The sequence below is a fragment of the Comamonas sp. MYb69 genome (assembly GCF_037479315.1).
GTDB lineage: Bacteria > Pseudomonadota > Gammaproteobacteria > Burkholderiales > Burkholderiaceae_C > Comamonas.
Genome location: NZ_JBBGZG010000004.1, coordinates 16,807 through 32,804, shown reverse-complemented (window position 1 = coordinate 32,804; position 15,998 = coordinate 16,807). Strand labels below are relative to the sequence as shown.

The 15,998-nt window shown below is 59.8% G+C and carries 21 protein-coding genes and 1 tRNA gene; 16 read left to right on the top strand and 6 right to left on the bottom strand.

What is annotated here, in order from left to right; all coding sequences use genetic code 11:
- Position 1: 1 nt before the first annotated feature.
- Entirely contained in the window at positions 2 to 172 is a 171-nt protein-coding gene (locus WH303_RS06500; protein WP_339517506.1) for a hypothetical protein, read from the bottom strand.
- 126 nt (positions 173 to 298) lie between these two features.
- Complete coding sequence (locus WH303_RS06495) at positions 299 to 676, bottom strand: hypothetical protein (RefSeq protein ID WP_339517505.1); 378 nt, start codon at positions 674 to 676, stop codon at positions 299 to 301.
- A gap of 374 nt (positions 677 to 1,050) precedes the next feature.
- Between WH303_RS06495 and WH303_RS06490 the strand changes: the two genes are divergently transcribed.
- Positions 1,051 to 1,236, top strand: coding sequence for a hypothetical protein (locus WH303_RS06490; protein ID WP_339517504.1), 186 nt, complete (start codon positions 1,051 to 1,053; stop codon positions 1,234 to 1,236).
- A gap of 212 nt (positions 1,237 to 1,448) precedes the next feature.
- Here WH303_RS06490 and WH303_RS06485 read toward each other — a convergent pair whose 3' ends face one another.
- A complete protein-coding gene (locus WH303_RS06485; protein WP_339517502.1) occupies positions 1,449 to 1,760 on the bottom strand; it encodes a helix-turn-helix domain-containing protein in 312 nt (103 codons plus the stop codon).
- Positions 1,761 to 1,860: 100 nt separating this feature from the next.
- Between WH303_RS06485 and WH303_RS06480 the strand changes: the two genes are divergently transcribed.
- The 11 genes from WH303_RS06480 to WH303_RS06430 all read left to right on the top strand — a co-directional run bounded on the left by WH303_RS06480 (position 1,861) and on the right by WH303_RS06430 (position 8,407).
- Entirely contained in the window at positions 1,861 to 2,640 is a 780-nt protein-coding gene (locus tag WH303_RS06480) for a hypothetical protein (RefSeq protein WP_339517501.1), read from the top strand.
- Positions 2,641 to 2,691: 51 nt separating this feature from the next.
- Entirely contained in the window at positions 2,692 to 3,165 is a 474-nt protein-coding gene (locus WH303_RS06475; protein ID WP_339517500.1) for a hypothetical protein, read from the top strand.
- A 221-nt stretch (positions 3,166 to 3,386) separates the two neighbouring features.
- Complete coding sequence (locus tag WH303_RS06470; RefSeq protein ID WP_339517498.1) at positions 3,387 to 4,052, top strand: hypothetical protein; 666 nt, start codon at positions 3,387 to 3,389, stop codon at positions 4,050 to 4,052.
- 7 nt (positions 4,053 to 4,059) lie between these two features.
- On the top strand, positions 4,060 to 4,281 hold the full coding sequence (locus WH303_RS06465) for a hypothetical protein (RefSeq protein ID WP_339517497.1): 222 nt from the start codon (positions 4,060 to 4,062) through the stop codon (positions 4,279 to 4,281).
- A 283-nt stretch (positions 4,282 to 4,564) separates the two neighbouring features.
- Positions 4,565 to 4,990 carry a hypothetical protein gene (locus tag WH303_RS06460; RefSeq protein ID WP_339517496.1) on the top strand — a complete coding sequence of 142 codons (426 nt, stop codon included), beginning with the start codon at positions 4,565 to 4,567 and terminating at the stop codon, positions 4,988 to 4,990.
- Complete coding sequence (locus WH303_RS06455) at positions 4,990 to 5,484, top strand: hypothetical protein (RefSeq protein ID WP_339517495.1); 495 nt, start codon at positions 4,990 to 4,992, stop codon at positions 5,482 to 5,484. The genes WH303_RS06460 and WH303_RS06455 overlap by 1 nt, the downstream gene beginning before the upstream one ends.
- Positions 5,481 to 5,837, top strand: coding sequence for a hypothetical protein (locus WH303_RS06450; RefSeq protein ID WP_339517494.1), 357 nt, complete (start codon positions 5,481 to 5,483; stop codon positions 5,835 to 5,837). The genes WH303_RS06455 and WH303_RS06450 overlap by 4 nt, the downstream gene beginning before the upstream one ends.
- Entirely contained in the window at positions 5,834 to 6,634 is an 801-nt protein-coding gene (locus tag WH303_RS06445) for a hypothetical protein (protein WP_339517492.1), read from the top strand. The genes WH303_RS06450 and WH303_RS06445 overlap by 4 nt, the downstream gene beginning before the upstream one ends.
- Entirely contained in the window at positions 6,631 to 7,050 is a 420-nt protein-coding gene (locus WH303_RS06440) for a hypothetical protein (protein ID WP_339517490.1), read from the top strand. The genes WH303_RS06445 and WH303_RS06440 overlap by 4 nt, the downstream gene beginning before the upstream one ends.
- Positions 7,047 to 7,256, top strand: coding sequence for an excisionase family protein (gene xisR / locus WH303_RS06435; RefSeq protein WP_339517488.1), 210 nt, complete (start codon positions 7,047 to 7,049; stop codon positions 7,254 to 7,256). The genes WH303_RS06440 and xisR overlap by 4 nt, the downstream gene beginning before the upstream one ends.
- On the top strand, positions 7,232 to 8,407 hold the full coding sequence (locus WH303_RS06430; protein WP_339517487.1) for a tyrosine-type recombinase/integrase: 1,176 nt from the start codon (positions 7,232 to 7,234) through the stop codon (positions 8,405 to 8,407). Before xisR ends, WH303_RS06430 begins: the two co-directional genes overlap by 25 nt.
- Before the next feature lie 73 nt (positions 8,408 to 8,480).
- On the opposite strand, the gene WH303_RS06425 is transcribed toward WH303_RS06430, so the two are convergent.
- The 3 genes from WH303_RS06425 to WH303_RS06415 all read right to left on the bottom strand — a co-directional run bounded on the left by WH303_RS06425 (position 8,481) and on the right by WH303_RS06415 (position 11,853).
- Positions 8,481 to 8,557, bottom strand: a tRNA-Val gene (locus WH303_RS06425).
- A gap of 83 nt (positions 8,558 to 8,640) precedes the next feature.
- Positions 8,641 to 10,881 carry a RelA/SpoT family protein gene (locus WH303_RS06420; protein ID WP_445228263.1) on the bottom strand — a complete coding sequence of 747 codons (2,241 nt, stop codon included), beginning with the start codon at positions 10,879 to 10,881 and terminating at the stop codon, positions 8,641 to 8,643.
- A gap of 36 nt (positions 10,882 to 10,917) precedes the next feature.
- Positions 10,918 to 11,853: an alpha/beta fold hydrolase gene (locus tag WH303_RS06415; protein ID WP_339517486.1), complete on the bottom strand. Its 936-nt coding sequence runs from the start codon at positions 11,851 to 11,853 to the stop codon at positions 10,918 to 10,920.
- 113 nt (positions 11,854 to 11,966) lie between these two features.
- On the opposite strand from WH303_RS06415, the gene WH303_RS06410 reads away from it, so the two are divergent.
- The 4 genes from WH303_RS06410 to WH303_RS06395 all read left to right on the top strand — a co-directional run bounded on the left by WH303_RS06410 (position 11,967) and on the right by WH303_RS06395 (position 15,990).
- On the top strand, positions 11,967 to 12,755 hold the full coding sequence (locus tag WH303_RS06410) for a 3-hydroxybutyrate dehydrogenase (RefSeq protein WP_339517484.1): 789 nt from the start codon (positions 11,967 to 11,969) through the stop codon (positions 12,753 to 12,755).
- Between the two features lie 312 nt (positions 12,756 to 13,067).
- Positions 13,068 to 13,799 (top strand): osmolarity response regulator transcription factor OmpR, encoded by a 732-nt coding sequence (ompR, locus tag WH303_RS06405; RefSeq protein ID WP_021027409.1) that lies wholly within the window; start codon positions 13,068 to 13,070, stop codon positions 13,797 to 13,799.
- Between the two features lie 162 nt (positions 13,800 to 13,961).
- Positions 13,962 to 15,479: a sensor histidine kinase gene (locus tag WH303_RS06400; RefSeq protein ID WP_339517481.1), complete on the top strand. Its 1,518-nt coding sequence runs from the start codon at positions 13,962 to 13,964 to the stop codon at positions 15,477 to 15,479.
- A 115-nt stretch (positions 15,480 to 15,594) separates the two neighbouring features.
- Complete coding sequence (locus WH303_RS06395; RefSeq protein ID WP_027011012.1) at positions 15,595 to 15,990, top strand: GFA family protein; 396 nt, start codon at positions 15,595 to 15,597, stop codon at positions 15,988 to 15,990.
- Positions 15,991 to 15,998: the final 8 nt, after the last annotated feature.

Sequence of the window (15,998 nt, the reverse complement as noted above, 5' to 3'; positions counted from 1 at the left end):
TTTACTCCTTGACCTCCAAGGCCATTCGTTTAGCGCTGCGGATAGCTTGGATCAACGCCTCAGCGTTCTGAGGCAACACAGCGACAAGATCATCGTCTTGTCGAATGGTGATTCCTCCTGCTTCGTTTACGAACACTTCAATCTCGTCTTGCTGCTTTACTGCTGCTGTCATGTATCCGCCACTAAAAATTGGGATACCACTGATAAAAAGCCCTCGGCCGGCAGGTGGTGGATCTGCTTTGCGGGTTGGTTAGCTAGCCCTCTCCTGGCCGTGGCGAAACTGGTTAGCCAGCTTTGGTCATGCGACACCGGCTTGTTTGAGAAGAGCCTGCAGCTGAGGCGCAAGCTGCGCCAAAGCGGCCAGGGCTTCCCGTTGCTTGACCTGTGGATCTGCGCAGAACTTTTGGACGAGATAAAGAATGGGCTGTACGTCACCTGTCGAGTTGATGTAGGCCTCCAAGTCCAAGAGCGTGAAACGACGAGGATCATCAGGATTGTTGGCAAGCTTTCTCGACAGGTCGGACGGACTTACATCCATGTCCGCAGCAATGGTCTTAAGCGGCTTGCGATTGCTGTATGCCCCGGCCCGAACGACCTCCAAAGCGTTGGAGAATCTGTCAGAAATTCCATTAGGAACATCGAGTTGGACCGTGCTAGTGGAAACTTGTGGATTCATTGTTTGCACTACTTTCCTTTAGAAATTAAGCGGCAAAAAAAACAATAGATGGCATGAACACATCACGCCTCACCCAAACCAATGCACGCCACCAATCCGCCGCTTGGCACCTCAGTGCGCGGTCAGCGATTTCCACCAACACAGACGCTGATACGGGAGCGCAGACGCGCCTGCTCATGACCTCCACGATTGAGATGTTTTGGCGCGATGGAGAGCTGGTGATTCGAGGGCGTTCGTCTGCTGTGACGCTGCCCGCAGGGGACGCACAGCGCCCATCTAGCCGCATTGCACGGGGTGCATGATGGAAAAGGGTGCCCGCCACCTCTCGGGGCAAAATGGGAGCTTCCACACAACCATTCCCGAGAGGGGCAGACATGTCATTCATCAACGCCAAGCACTTAGCCCACAACATCCGAGCTCGCGCGCACGAACGTGGCGACCAAGAGACAGCCGAGATGATCAAAGTTCTGGAAGAAATTGTCGAAGGGCTCGACAGCGAAATGCGCGACATCAAACGCACCCTTCAGAATTTGGAGTACCAGATTCGAAACCTGCGTTGAGTTCACGCAGCACTGCCAGGTACGCCAGTGCCGCCTTCCGACCGAACTCCTCTGGATCGCTATGCGATAAGGCCAGCGCACGAGACCAGGTGCCTGCTGCTTCCATAGCGAAAGCGCGCAGATCTCGGATCAGCTCTGGCTGGGGGCCACTAGCACCGCCTCCAGCAACCAATGCAGTACGGGAGATCAGTGCGACCGGAGGTACTTCGGAATCAAACTTGGACATGGGTGCTCTCCAAGTGGATTTGGTGCGCGTCACAATCAGCGATGATCGGCGATGAGCTACAGATAGGCGCCTGAGTATTTGCGGCAAAGTCGGGTAGCGCAGCAATGCCATACACCTGGTCTAGCGTCAGGCTAAGACCGCGCCCACGAGCGAATGAAATTAGCTTCACCGCTCGTTCTGCCGGAATGGCCTGCCCTCGAGAGTAGTGACCAATGTTGCTCTGGGTGCAGCCAATGCCCTGGGCCAACTCCTTTTGCGTCACGCCTAGGCGCTCGCGAATCAATTCTATGGTGTGCATTTTTAAATAGTAGCACCACTACTTGACATTGTACAGTGCTACTGCTTTGATCTTTTAAGTAGTAGCGCTATCGTTCAATCAAGCAAATCGGATTTTGGAAATGTCTACTAAAAAAGCGCGCGTAACAGAAGTGCATCTAGCTGAGGCGGCTCGTCTGAGATCCCTCTGGGAAAAATCCAAGCACGGCTTGAGCCAACAAGTCTTCGGCGAAAGATTTGACATCGGCAATCAAAGCGCTGTCGGCCAGTTCTTGCGAGGTCAAACGCCCCTAAGCATGAAGGCCGCGGTCGGCTTTGCTCGTGGCTTGCAGTGCAACCTCACAGATATCAGTCCCCGCCTCGCTCTAGAGATCGTCGAAGGTTCCCGACTATTGACAGGCGAGTCCGTGCGTCATGACTTAGATTTCGGCGGTAGAGGTGGAGATGTCGTCGGAATACCAGTTACTGGCGAGGCCTGGATCAGCGCGGAGTCTATTGAAATTGACCCTGTCGTTGACGCCGGATATGTAGTGGGCTCAGGTGTGCACGAGGATGGATACGCACTCAAAGTACGTGGAGATGGAGGAAGCCCGGCAATCAAAGACGGCCAGTTCTTAGTGCTTGAACGCCATGGTAATCCCGCCTTCAGTGACTACTGTTTGGTGCAAGCCAACGACCTTCCAAATGGGCAAGCTCTTCTCGAGTATCTGGCTGACCGAGATGAGTCCTACTCTTTCCAAACGCTGGACCATAACCGGGTAACTCTCGCGAAGCACGATATCACTGACCTGCACTCGGTGGTTGCTGTCGTCTCATCCACACGCTGGCGAGCGCCACCTCAACCAGGTTTGTTTGATGAAGAATTTCCAAAGAAAAGTAGTGTTACTGTTGACAAAAAATAAGCAGTAGCGCTACTATTTGCTTCATCGTCACTTTTGGCGCATGGAGCGAAGATGTATACAACCGAACTTGCCGTCCTGCTTGAGACGGCGCCAGAGCAGCATAGCCGTCGCTGCGCCCTGGCACTAAACGCCATCCACTCGGGTCGCTGGCCTGCCGCCGGCTGCGGTCTACGCGCTGCAGCTGTCATGGTCCAGGCATGGGCAGACCAGGCGCGCAGCCTGGCCGACTGGTGCGATACCCAAGTCGAGAGCGGCCGCGTTCACTCGACCCTGGATACCACACTCAAGACCGATGCCTCAGATCTGGCGCTGGAGCTCGTTAGTCAGCCGACCGCAGAAGCACTCGAAGCTGGTCTGATGGCGTTGGCTCACTTTCTAGGCCGTGAGCATGCCATGCGTGTTCGTCGCGCCATGAACGGCACCCTCCTCGCTGCCACGCCTCTCGCGGCCACCTTGTCCGTTGACGCGCACGCCATCGGCGCCGCGCTCGACCAGCACAGCCTCGAGCAGGCCGATGCAGCATGAACACCGTCTGCACCTTCGTTCGCCTGACCGGCATGCGGCGGCGTGCGGCGGCAGCACGCTGGTATCGCTGCGCTGGGCCGCCGGCCTGCTTTGGCCCAGCCACAAAACAACTCGCAACAGCAAAAACCGTAACTCGGCAATCCGTCGGTACGAGATTTAGACACACAGCAATCCAGACCCAGCGGATTGTCTTTCAACCTCTTCACCAGGAGACTGATTCCATGAATGACGACACCACTCCAATCACCAAAGGCGAAGTGCTGCTGCAGCTGGCCTTGGGGTATCACGAATCCAACCCCAGCGTCCCAGATGCACAGGAAAGAATCCGCAAGGGCTTCAAAGCCATCATCGCAGCCCTTCGCAAGCTCGATTTCGTTCGTGTCGCCGATATCGATGAGTTCGTGAAATCCGTCAAAGCAGGTGACAGTGCCGATGAACTGCTTATGCCTGCCACCCTCTTTGCAAGCATGCTCTCCAACGAGCAGTTCTACGGCGAGCTGCGAGAGTCCGGAATGCTGGACGGTATGGACACACAAGAAGAAGCCGGTAACAAACACCACCCAAAGTTTGACCAAGCAATGGCGCGGATCGCAGCACTGCACGACCTCCACGGCAGCGAAGCCGCCGAAGCCCTACCCGAAGCTCGCGCTCTTTGGAATCAAGCGTTTGAGTTCGCCCCTCCCGAATTCATGAAGGCCTCCCATGACACGGCCGTAGAGCTTGATCTGCTGCCTGAGACCAAGTACGTCAACGATGACGGAGAACCCGTGTATTCCGCAGAGCAGATCGCCGAAAAATTAGGAATCCCAGTTGAGCAGGTTCAAGAAGGCATTCGCGAGAAACTCGGCGACCAAGTTCAAGTAGGCAACGTTCACCTGGTGCAGTGAGGCGCGCATGAGAACTGACGTATTGCATCTTACCCAGCATGCTATTGCTCTCTACACACGGAAGCTCTGCGCTCAACAGCCCGCGGCGGATCTCTGCGGCCCGGCCACGGCCGGCGGCTTCGACTACATCGTGCTTCGCAATATGGCTGGAGTGCTGGCAGTTTTTCGCGTCATGGAACACAGCCGCACTCTCAAGCGACTTCGCCGCTGGCCAAAGATTGTGGAGTGACTGGAGTCATACCAGCACAAACAAGAAAAGGCGAAGCCGGCATGCGCTTAGACCCGCAAACCGGCTTCTAGATCAAAAAACTACCAACAGGATTTAGATCATGGAAGCTATTATCGCGCCTCCCCGCGCGGACGCCAAAACCCCAGGCAGTACAAGGCTAGACCCCAGGCCTGAGCCGGCCTTGTCAAACAGCTCCGCGCTCCGAGCGAACTCCGACAAGGAGGCTGCACGCCTGTACGCCCTGGCTCTGGCCTGGTCCGAGAGGACCAACATCGGATTCAGCATGCTGGACACCGTGAAGCGCACATTGTTGACGGAGGCCACTTCAAACGCGGCACTCTCCACGCTCTGCCTGGCCCTGGACCATCTGGGCTCCTGCGACGAGGAAAGCGAGCTCCTTAATGCGTTGTCCAAGCTGGCATCGCAGCAGTCGGGAACAGTTGACCCTACCCACCGCTACACCTACGCGCAGCTCATTGCCGCGCTTCAACGGGTGGCCACGATCGCCGATACACTCAATCGCACCCTCATGGAAGCGCAGCAGTGCACCGAGGGTGAGCAAGCCATGCGCACCACGTTGGTGGATGCCGCGCAGCTGCACGTTCAGCTCTTGGGTGCTGTCGCTGATGAAGCCTCCGGCAGCAAGACCATGGGCGACTTGAGCATGTGGGTTCATGGCTTAGATTTCGCATCCAAAGGTGCTGCGTGATGAATGCCGCCACCCTTGAAAAGCCCGTGGCCATGGTTAAGCAGTCCGGCCGGCGAGCCCCCTCTGCTTCTGGATCACCGATCAAGAACGACCAGATCTTCGCCGTGCCGGCCGGCGCCCATGACAGCCTAGGACAAGCACTTTGGCGCGCGAAGGCGGTGACTGAGATGCTGAGCGTGATCTTTCTGGATGGACCAGACCTATACAGGGTTGAAGACCTGATGGCCCTTATCCACTGCGCTCAGGGCCTACTGCGCCAAACCATCGGGGATGCGCAAGCCCTCATCCCAAAGAATTCCCAGCTTCATCCGAGACTGCTAGAAGCGGCCGCGCTATTCAATGTGATGGAGGTATTTGAGGCATCCGTGAATTTCAAGTTCAGGCAGCAGAATTCCGTGTACTGCGGGTACTTTGACGCCGCGGCTCAATCTATCGGCCTGGCATCGACGGCACTCGAATTGGTCCCCACTTTTCGTGAAGGCGATAACGCATGAGCAACCTCACTCGCAAACGCCTCGCAGGTCAGCCGCCGAACCAATTCACAGCTGGACCACAGCCAGTCGAGCAAACAAAGGACAAGCGTCGGGCCAAAGGCCTCACCCGCGCTGACACCATCGCCTTATGGCATGCCGTCAAAGGGTTTTCTAAGCACATCGATCACATCCTTCGATTGGAAGGCGTCGAGGAACACATGCTGCAGGAAGAACGCCAGCAGCTGGCAACCGCGCGCGCCGCGCTGCGCAAGGTCAACAGCATGCGCAAAAGCGATAACCGCGAACGTCGAACTGCTAAAGACCACGAGACCGTCATCGCGGCTACCCCCAAACGTAAAGGAGACGCAGCATGAACAAAGTAATCGACCAGCGCCTGGCCAAAGCCCTCGCGCCCAAGGCAAAAGCAACGGCTCAGGCGACACCTGCAGCTAGCGCAGCTGCGAACCCAGCCACACGCGAGAGCATGCTGTTCCGCGACATTGGCAATATGCTGACCACGGCCTGCGGCACCCCCGAACAGCATGCGTGCAGTGGCGAATCCGACAGATTGCTGACCATCGCAGCGATACTCGCCACCTCTGCAGCCAGGAAAAATGGGTCCAGCGATGACGCCTATGACATCGTGGCGTGCATCAATGCTGCCCGCTTGGTACCGGGCGATGTTGAATCGCGGGAGCGCACCAAATACATTGATGCAGCGGCTGGCAAGCTAGCCATCATCCTTGATTGCCAAGTTCGCCAGGTTCTGCGCAAGGGAGTAAAACGCCCCGCTCACCCCAAGGAAGGTCCGCTCTCGAACGGCTTCACCCCCAACCAGTTCAACCAGCTCTACAACCATGCGTTCCAGCATATGGAATGCGCAAGGTATGTTCTCGACGGCCATGCCGAGCGAGTGCAGGATGGCATCACCTTGGCTGCACGCGACATGCTGGCGGCCTTCTGTGACTCGGCAAGTGCAAGACTCGAGCTCGAAGAAGTAGGCGACCTATTGGCCGGCAGCCTGCCTGACCTCTCCCGAGATCTTGAGATTGCTCTCTCCCTAATGGAATGTCTCGCAGTCAGCAAAGACGATGGGGTTTTGCATGGTGTCGCCCACCTTCTGCACTCTGCCCAGCGCATCGCTGAGGGCGACAAAGGAGTGCTGGCATGACCAAGGCCTTGATCCTCGCAGGTGACAACAACATTCCAGCCATGCCCATGACGGACGCTCAGGTGAATCATCTGCGCCGGCTGCTGGCCTGGCTGCGCTGCGCTTACATGCTGGATGAGCACATGCAACGGGGCTTCATGGAAGGGGCTGCGCTATCCGTGCAGCATGGCGCGGCAACCCCCGAGCGTGCTGGCGAGATCCTGCAGCAGCAGGCCGACAAGATCAACCAGGTGCCCGCATACGTGCGCCAGGCCCACAAGATGCTGAGCAAGGCCCTGCTGGAGCACGACAGGCGATCCGGCGTGGTGGAAGCCCGCAGGTCCGACGAAAACCTGCAGGCCATGCCGGTGAGTGAGAAACCTGCAGGTGCTGCAGGAGTTCCAAAGATTGCTGGGAAGAAAAGAGGTCAACCATGATGATGGACGCTCCAGTCCAAGTGGCACCAGCGCGATACGTGACGATCAAGCTGGCAGCCAGCATTACCGGATTAACCGTAAAAGCTATTGAGAGAAAGATTGCCCGAGGGGTATGGCTCCTGGGTAAGCACTACAAAAAAGCAGACGGCGGCATTTTTATTGATATGAAAGAAATTGAGCAATGGGTCGCGAAGGCAACGGCGTAGAGCTACGAGAAAAATCCATCCGAGTGAGCTTTACGCTCGATGGAGTGCGACAACGCATAACTCTGGAAATCCCACCGACCCCGATCAACGAGCGGTATGCAGCAAAGCTGGTCGCCCGGGTCCGCAAAGCCATAACCGAGGGTACATTCGACTGGGGAGAATACTTCCCCAATTCTTCCCAGGCCAAAGCAAAACTGCCCACCCATACCTTTGGCGGCTGGTGTGATCTGTGGCTGGATACTAAAGGCCGGCTGTCAAAGAACACCCTGAACCAGTACCGGAACGCCCTGATTGTCTGGAAAGATCTGCTTGGTCCAGATACTCCGATGGACCAGGTCTCGCATGCGGTGGTGGCGGCGAAGGTTGGTAAGACGCCTTGGAAATCGGCCAAGCTGCTGAATAACTATCTGATCTGCCTGCGCGGGGTTTTCGCGCTCGCCGGCCGCAGCCTCAATATGGACAACCCCATGGAGGGGATTGAGAACAGTAAGCACCAGATCCCGCCCCCTGACCCACTCTCAACCTTTGAGATGGAGAAAGTGCTCGCCAATTTAAAGGAGCGGTTTGACATACGGGTGTGGGCCTATTTTGAATTCGCATTCATGACCGGCATGCGGCCAGAGGAACTCATTGAATTGCGCTGGGGTGATGTGGACTGGGCCAGCTCATCCATCCGCGTGGCGCGCGCCAGGACCTCAGGCGAAGTGAAGCCGCTCAAAACCTACAACTCCCGGGATGTGGACCTGGTCAGCCGCGCCCTTGGCGCACTCGAAGCCATGAAGCCCTGGACGATGCTGGGCGGCGTGGATCATCTGGATGGTGAGCACGGTCGCCGGATCTTTGAGAACCCGGGGACAAATAAGCCTTGGCACGATGAGCGCAGCCAGCGGGACACCTATTGGCGGCCAGCGCTGCGCGGTGCGGGCATCCGGTGGCGCCGGCCGTACCAGACGCGGCACACCTATGCCACCAATGCACTGAGCGCCGGCGTGAACCCGACCTACATCGCCAGGCAAATGGGGCACAAGAACGCAAAGATGCTTTTCACCGTCTATGCCAAGTGGATTGATGGCTCAGATCGGGGACGAGAGAAGGCAAAGCTAGAACAGCTGCTCGGAAACGAAAAAACCGCCCTAAAAAAGGCGGTTTGATCGGAAAAGGACAATTTAATGTCCCTCAAATGTCCCTGAATCCTGAAGTCTGGTTCTCTTCAGAGGGAAAATTTGGTAGGCGCGATTGGACTCGAACCAACGACCCCCACCATGTCAAGGTGGTGCTCTAACCAGCTGAGCTACGCGCCTGTCGTTGAAGACTCAAATTATAGCCAGAAAAAACGGCCCAAATGGAAAGTTGAGGCTTTTTTTGAAAATAGTGCTTTTCAGCCCTATTTGCGGCGCACCGAGCGCACGCCCGATACCGTCGCCACAGAGGCCAGCACCTTGGCCAGCTTGCCCGAATCCGACACCTCTACAGTGAACGTCATCCAGGCGGTGCCTTTGACGGACTGGGTCTGCACGCCGATCACATTGGTCTTGTCCCGCGCGAACAGTTCAGAGATATCGCGCAGCAGGCCTTGGCGGTCATGGGCCTCCACAGCCACATCGACGGGGTAGACCGCTTCGGTCGAGCGCTGGCCATGGGTGGGCAGGCCCCACTCCACATCAATGCTGCGCTCGGGATTGCGGGCACACATCTCGCGGAAGTTGCTGCAGTCGTGGCGGTGCACGCTCACGCCCTTGCCCCGCGTCACAAAGCCGCCAATGCGATCGGGCGGTGCGGGCTTGCAGCATTTGGCCAGCTGGGTCATCAGAGAATCGACGCCCACCACCAGCACGCCACCCTTGCCCGAGCCCTCGGTGGCCTTGCGCGGGCGGCTCAGCACCAGCTCGTCATCGGCCTGCAGGGGTTCGGGTGGGCGCAGGATGTTCTCAATGGTGCGCAGCGACAGCTCGTCCTTGCCCACCACCTCAAACAGCGCCTCTGCGGTCTTGAAGCCCAGCTGGTCGGCCAGGTCATCGTGCTTGACCGCGGTCTTGCCTTCGCGTTGCAGGAGCTTTTCCACCAGCTCGCGGCCCCGGCTGACCGTCTCATGCATCACCTGGGCATTGAACCAGGCGCGCACCTTGGCCTTGGCGCGTGAGCTGACCAGGTAACCCAGCTCGGCATTGAGCCAGTCACGCGATGGCCGCCCTTCCTTGACGGAGACGATCTCCACCGTCTGGCCGTTTTGCAGCGGCGTGTTGAGCGGCACCATCTGCCCATCGACCTTAGCACCCCGGCAGCGGTGACCCAGATCGGTGTGCACCGAATAGGCAAAGTCCACCGGCGTGGCGCCCTGGGGCAGCTCGATCACGGCGGCATTGGGCGTCAGCACATAGATATGGTCGTCAAACAGGCCACTGTCCTGGGTCTGGCCGACCATGTCCTTGCGCCAGGCCAGCAGCTGGCGCAGCACCGCAATCTTGGCATCGTAGTCACTGGTCGCAGATACGCCAGCATAGCCCTTGGTGCCTGCTTCCTTATAGGCCCAATGGGCAGCCACACCGTTTTCGGCATGGTCGTGCATGGCCTGGGTGCGGATCTGAATCTCGATGGCCTTGCCGTGCTCGTCCCGCACCACCGTGTGCAGCGACTGGTAGCCATTGGGCTTGGGCCGGGCGATGTAGTCGTCAAATTCCGACTCGACCGGGCTGAAGGCCTCATGCACAAAGGACAAGGCTGCATAGCAGTCCTTGACCGTGGGCACCACGACGCGCAGCGCACGGATATCGAAGAGCTGGTCAAAGCCCAATGACTTCCCGCGCATCTTCTTGATGATGCTGTAGATATGCTTGGGGCGGCCAGCCACCGTCGCGCTGATGCTGTGCGCGCGCAGGTCGGATTCGAGCCGCTCGCGCAGGCCCACCATATAGAGTTCGCGCTCGACCCGGGTTTCATCGAGCAGCTTGGCGATCTTTTTATAGGTGTCGGGCTCCAGAAAACGGAAGGCCAGGTCCTCGAGCTCCCACTTGATCTGCCAGATACCCAGGCGGTTGGCCAGCGGCGCAAACACCTGCAGGCTCTCGCGCGCCACCGCGGGCGACACCGGCCCCTTGGTGGCCGCGTACCAGCGCAAAGTTTGCAGGCGTGATGTCAGGCGCAGCATCACCACGCGCAAGTCGCGCGAGAAAGCCAGCAGCATCTTGCGGATGTTCTCGGTCTGCGTGGCCGGGTCATCTACCAGGTGGCCGGCATCGGCCTGGCGCGCCTGCGCCTGCACTTTCATCAGCGCCACAGTCTCCACCGCCAGCACCGCATAGCTCTCGCCAAAGGCTTTGCCGATGACTTCGCGCGGCTTGTTCAGCTGCTCGCTGGTGTGCACCAGGTAGGCAGCCGCCTGCATCGCTTCGGAGCCACCAATGTGCTTGAGAATGGCAGCGACGGCATCGGCGTGCTGCAGCGCGTTCTCGCCCGTGTCCAGGGTCTCTTCGGCGATCAGCGGTACGGAGAAAGCGCGGGCCCGGGCCAGCACGTTGTCTTGCATCGGCAAGGCATTGGCAGTGGCAGCCACCAGCGGGGAGACGGGCTCCGGGGGAAGATGTTCCGCGCCTGGCGCGGGCTGAGCGACTGCCGTAAGACTTTTCATGTTGTCACCACCATCACACCCCCTCCGGGGCGTGCGCTACGCACCGCATAAAAAAGCCAGCACGGCAGCCGATTGATCAAAAGATACCAAGGTGGGCGCATGGCCGACACCAGCGAACTCCACCACCCGCGCCTTGGGGCCGCGTTCCGCCATAGATTGGGCCGTTTTCGCAGAAAGCAAGTCTGAATCTGCACCCCGCAGCACCAAGGTGACGGCGTCGATCTGGTCGTAGAGGCGCCACAGCAGTTGCTCGCCAGCGGCAGCCATCTCCGGCGTCGTCGCCTGCATGGGTTGCGCAATGGCCGGGTCGTAGTGCAGGCGCACGCTGCCGCCGGCTTCGGGCCGCAGCATCGGGCGCGACAGCGCCAGCCATTCGTCATCGCTGTGCGGGCCAAAACCCTTGGAGAGCTGGCCCATGGCCGCAACCGCCTCTTGCTCGGAGCCATACAGCATGTGCTGGCCCACATAGCTGCCAATGCGCGCCAGCGCCGAGGCCTCGATGGTCGGCCCCACATCATTGAGCACCAGGCGACGGATGGGTGCCGGCATCAGCGGCCGGATGCTGGGCTCGCCGGCCAGGCCAATGCCGATGAGACCGCCCATGCTGGTGCCCACCCAATCGAGCTTGCCAATGGGCGCTGCGCAGTGCACCTGCTGGAGCATGGCCAGCATATCGGCCACATACAAAGGGACCTGGTAGCCGGCCGGGTCCTCCAGCCAATCGCTGTAGCCGCGACCCACCACATCCGGGCAGATCACCCGCGCCTGCAGCGACAGCTGCCGCGCCAGCACATCAAAATCACGCCCTTGCCGGGTCAGGCCATGGGCGCAGACGATCACATGCGGGTGGTTCAGGTCCCCGGTATCGTTCCACTCCCAATACGCCATCCGGTGCGTGGCACCCTGGCGACCCGTGTCCGTATTCCCCGCCACCGCACAGGTGACATACTGCAAGCGTGGATCTTGGTACATGGCCCCTCTTATATAGAAGAACGCAGCGCTACCGGGCAAACCGTGGCTGGGGTTTGCCTTAGGATGGATGCATGCGTTTGCATGAATACTAACCGAGTAACTGGAGATATTGGATGTTGAAAGCAAAAACAGCGCTCGTCACCGGATCGACGAGCGGTATCGGATTGGGGATTGCCAAGGCGCTGGCGCGCCAGGGCGCCAACATCATCTTGAATGGCTTTGGCGACGCCGAAGGCCCGCTCAAGGAAGTGCAGGACGTCATCACCAGCGCGGGCTCCGGCGCCCGGGTGGGCTACCACGGCGCCGACATGAGCAAGGCTGCCGACATCGAGGCCATGTTTGCCTATGCGGCGCAGACCTTTGGCCAGGTGGACATCCTGGTCAACAACGCCGGCATCCAGCATGTGGCCAACGTACAGGACTTCCCGGTTGAGCGCTGGGATGCCATCATCGCCATCAACCTCACCAGCGCCTTCCACACCAGCCGGCTGGCATTGCCAGCCATGCAAAAGGCGGGCTGGGGCCGCATCATCAATATCGCCTCGGTCCATGGCCTTGTAGGCTCAGCCGGCAAATCGGCCTACGTCGCGGCCAAGCACGGCATTGTGGGCCTCACCAAGGTGACCGCGCTGGAGAACGCCGCCAGCGGCATCACCTGCAACGCCATCTGCCCGGGCTGGGTGCTCACCCCCCTGGTGCAAAAACAGGTCGATGCCAAAGCCGCCCAAATGAATGTGAGCAATGAAGAGGCCAAAAAGCTGCTGCTGGGCGAGAAGGAGCCCTCGATGCAGTTCACCACGCCCGAAGAACTGGGCGAGCTGGCCGTGTTCTTCTGCTCGCCTGCAGCCAACAATGTGCGCGGCGTGGCCTGGAACATGGATGGCGGCTGGGTGGCGCAATAAGCTCCAGCCTGGGCTGCCCAGCCCAGCCACATCAAGGCGCGAAAGCGCCTTTTTTCACGCCCCAAGCCACTAATGCATTAAACGCATAAATATGAAACATTTTTGAAAAACAGCATCCCACCTTCCCTAAAAGAGGCAATTTCTGCAATAAATGCAGGAAAAAGTCGATTTATTGCGTAAGAAACGGCCTCCCAGACTGCATATGTAACGCAAACTTTGTAACCATGGGTCAAAAAAGGCAGGCGAGTTGCGCATTTTTCGCAAAAAACGGTCAAAATGTAAAAGTTACATATCAACCGGAGGATTCCACCCATGGTTACAGCAACCAATCGCGTCGACAAAATCTTGGTCGTTGATGATGACGCACGTATTCGCGATCTGCTGCGCCGCTATCTGTCGCATGAAGGCTTTGAAGTCATGATTGCCGAGGATGGCAAGGGCCTGCAGCGCATCTTGCTGCGTGAGACCGTGGATCTGATCGTGCTCGATTTGATGATGCCCGGTGAAGACGGCCTGTCCATCTGCCGCCGCCTGCGCGCCAGCAACGACCGCACCCCCATCATCATGCTGACCGCCAAGGGGGAAGACGTGGACCGCATCGTGGGCCTGGAAGTGGGCGCAGATGACTACATCGGCAAGCCCTTCAACCCGCGCGAGCTGCTGGCCCGTATCCACGCCGTGCTGCGCCGCCGCCCACCGCAAGAAGCGCCAGGCGCGCCATCGGGCGAGAACGAGGTGGTCAACTTCGGCCCCTTCACCTTCGACATGAGCACCCGTGTGCTGACCAAGGACGGCGAAGAGCTGCCGCTGACCACCGGCGAATTCGCGATGCTCAAGACCCTGGTGCGCCACCCCCGCCAGCCGCTGTCGCGTGAAAAGCTGGCCCTGCTGGCGCGCGGCCGCGAGTTCGAGCCCTTTGACCGCAGCCTGGACGTGCAGGTGTCGCGCCTGCGCAAGCTCGTCGAGGTCGACCCGGCAGCTCCACGCTATATCCAGACCGTCTGGGGCGTGGGCTATGTGTTCGTACCCGATGGCGCCAACTGATTGTTGACCCCGGCACCCCAAAAACCGCCCCAGTCTGGCTGCAGGGCGGTTTTTTTATACCCCCACTGCCGGGCACAGCATGGTGTCCCGCCCGCTTTACAGCGAGAATGTACAGGCATTCCCGGCCTTCATTGATCCGACTTTTCAACACGCATACGGCCCATGGCTCCCACCCCCGTTAACGACGCCGACCAGTCCGGTCTGGCCCCCCTGGATGGCAGCGCCGCAGCGGCCACGCATAGCAACAAGCGCACCCGCGTCGGCCTCAATCTGTTTTGGCGCACCTTCTTTTTGCTCGCCATCTTGCTGACGGGCAGCATCCTGGCCTGGGTGCAGACGCTGCGCTCGCTCGAGACCGAGCCCCGCTCCATCCAGACGGCCCAGCAGATCGCGTCGCTGGTCAACCTCAGCCGCGCCGCGCTGATGCATTCGGACGCCATCGCCCGCGTCTCGCTGGTCAAGACCATGGCCGACCAGGAAGGCGTGCGCATCGTGCCGCGTGAGCCCAAGGATGTGTACGAATCCATCGACAACTCCACCCCGCTGGGCGCGCGCCTGACGCAGGAAGTGACCAAGCGCCTGGGCCCCAGCACCATCGTGGCCAGCAGCGTCAATGGCGAAGAAGGCCTGTGGGTGGGCTTTACCATCGATGGCGACCAGAACTGGTTCCTGATTGAGCCCTCACGCGTCAACCCGGCGGGCGGCAAGACCTGGCTGGTGTGGGTGCTGACGGCCGCAGCGCTGTCGCTCGCCGGTGCAGCAGTGATCGCGGGCCTCATCAACCGGCCGCTCAAGCAGCTGTCCAGCGCCACCAACCGGTTGCGCGAAGGCGACTTTGCCGCGCAGCTCGACGAAGATGCCGTCACCAGCGAAATCCGCGAAGTGAACATCGGCTTCAACCGCATGAGCGAGCGCCTGTCCAAGCTCGAGCAAGACCGTGCGGTCATGCTGGCCGGCATCTCGCACGACTTGCGCACGCCGCTGGCCCGCCTGCGGCTGGAGACCGAGATGAGCGTGTTCGACCAGGTCGCGCGCGAGCACATGGTGGCCGACATCGTGCAGCTCGATGCCACCATTGACAAATTCCTCGATTACGCCCGCCCCGACCATGCCGCCAAGCTCGCGCCGGTCAATGTCTACGGCGTCGTGTCCTCATGCGTCTACGCTGTGCAAGACCACCAGGAGCTGCAGGTGCACATGAAGGTGCCCGAAGAGCTGATGGTCAATGCCGATGAGATCGAGCTCTCGCGCGTGCTGTCCAACGTGCTGGAAAACGCGCGCCGCTATGGCAAGACGCCGGGCGCCTCGCACACCCGCGTGGACATCAGCGTCAAGTTCAGCGAAAGCACCGTCACCATCCGCATGCGCGACCATGGCCCGGGCGTCTCCAAGGACCAGCTCAGCAGCCTGACCAAACCGTTTTACCGGGGTGACACGGCCCGCACGGCAGCCGCTGGCGCGGGCCTGGGCCTGTCGATCGTCGAGAAAACCGTGCAACGCATGGGCGGGCGCTTGAGCATGGTCAATGCCTCGGACGGCAGCACGGGCCTGGTCACCAGCATCTACCTGCGCCGTGCGCCCGACCAGGCCATTGGCAAGGAGCCCAAGCGCCGCCTGCTGCGCCCGCAGATCAAGCGGCACCTGCCAGGGGCACCCACCAACCTGGCCGATCTGCAATAAGAAGGTGTAGCGGGCGGACCGCCCCCTGCCCGGCCAGCGGCACGCGGCACTCGCCGCTGGCACAAAGCGACGTCTGTGCATAGAATGCAGGCACCCCGTTGCCCTAGGAGTTGACATGCAAGCCCAGTGCCTTTGCGGTGCGGTCCATGTGACTGCCCCGACTGTCCAAGATGTCCATGTATGCCATTGCAGCATGTGCAGGCGCTGGGGCGAGGGCCCCGCCTTCACCTTGCATGGCGGTACCGAGGTGGAGCTGACGGGCCCCGTCACCCGCTATGCCTCCTCCCCCTGGGCCGAGCGCGCCTTTTGCAGCCAGTGCGGCACGCATCTGTTCTACCGCCTGCTGGCCACGAACGAGCATTTTCTGTCGGCCGGCCTGTTCCAGGACGAGGACGGCATGCGGCTGGCCTCGCAGATCTTCATCGACGAAAAGCCTGCGTATTACGACCTGGCCAATGACACCCCCAAGCTCACTGGGGCGCAAGTGTTGGCGCAGTACGAAGAGACCTGAGTTGGTGC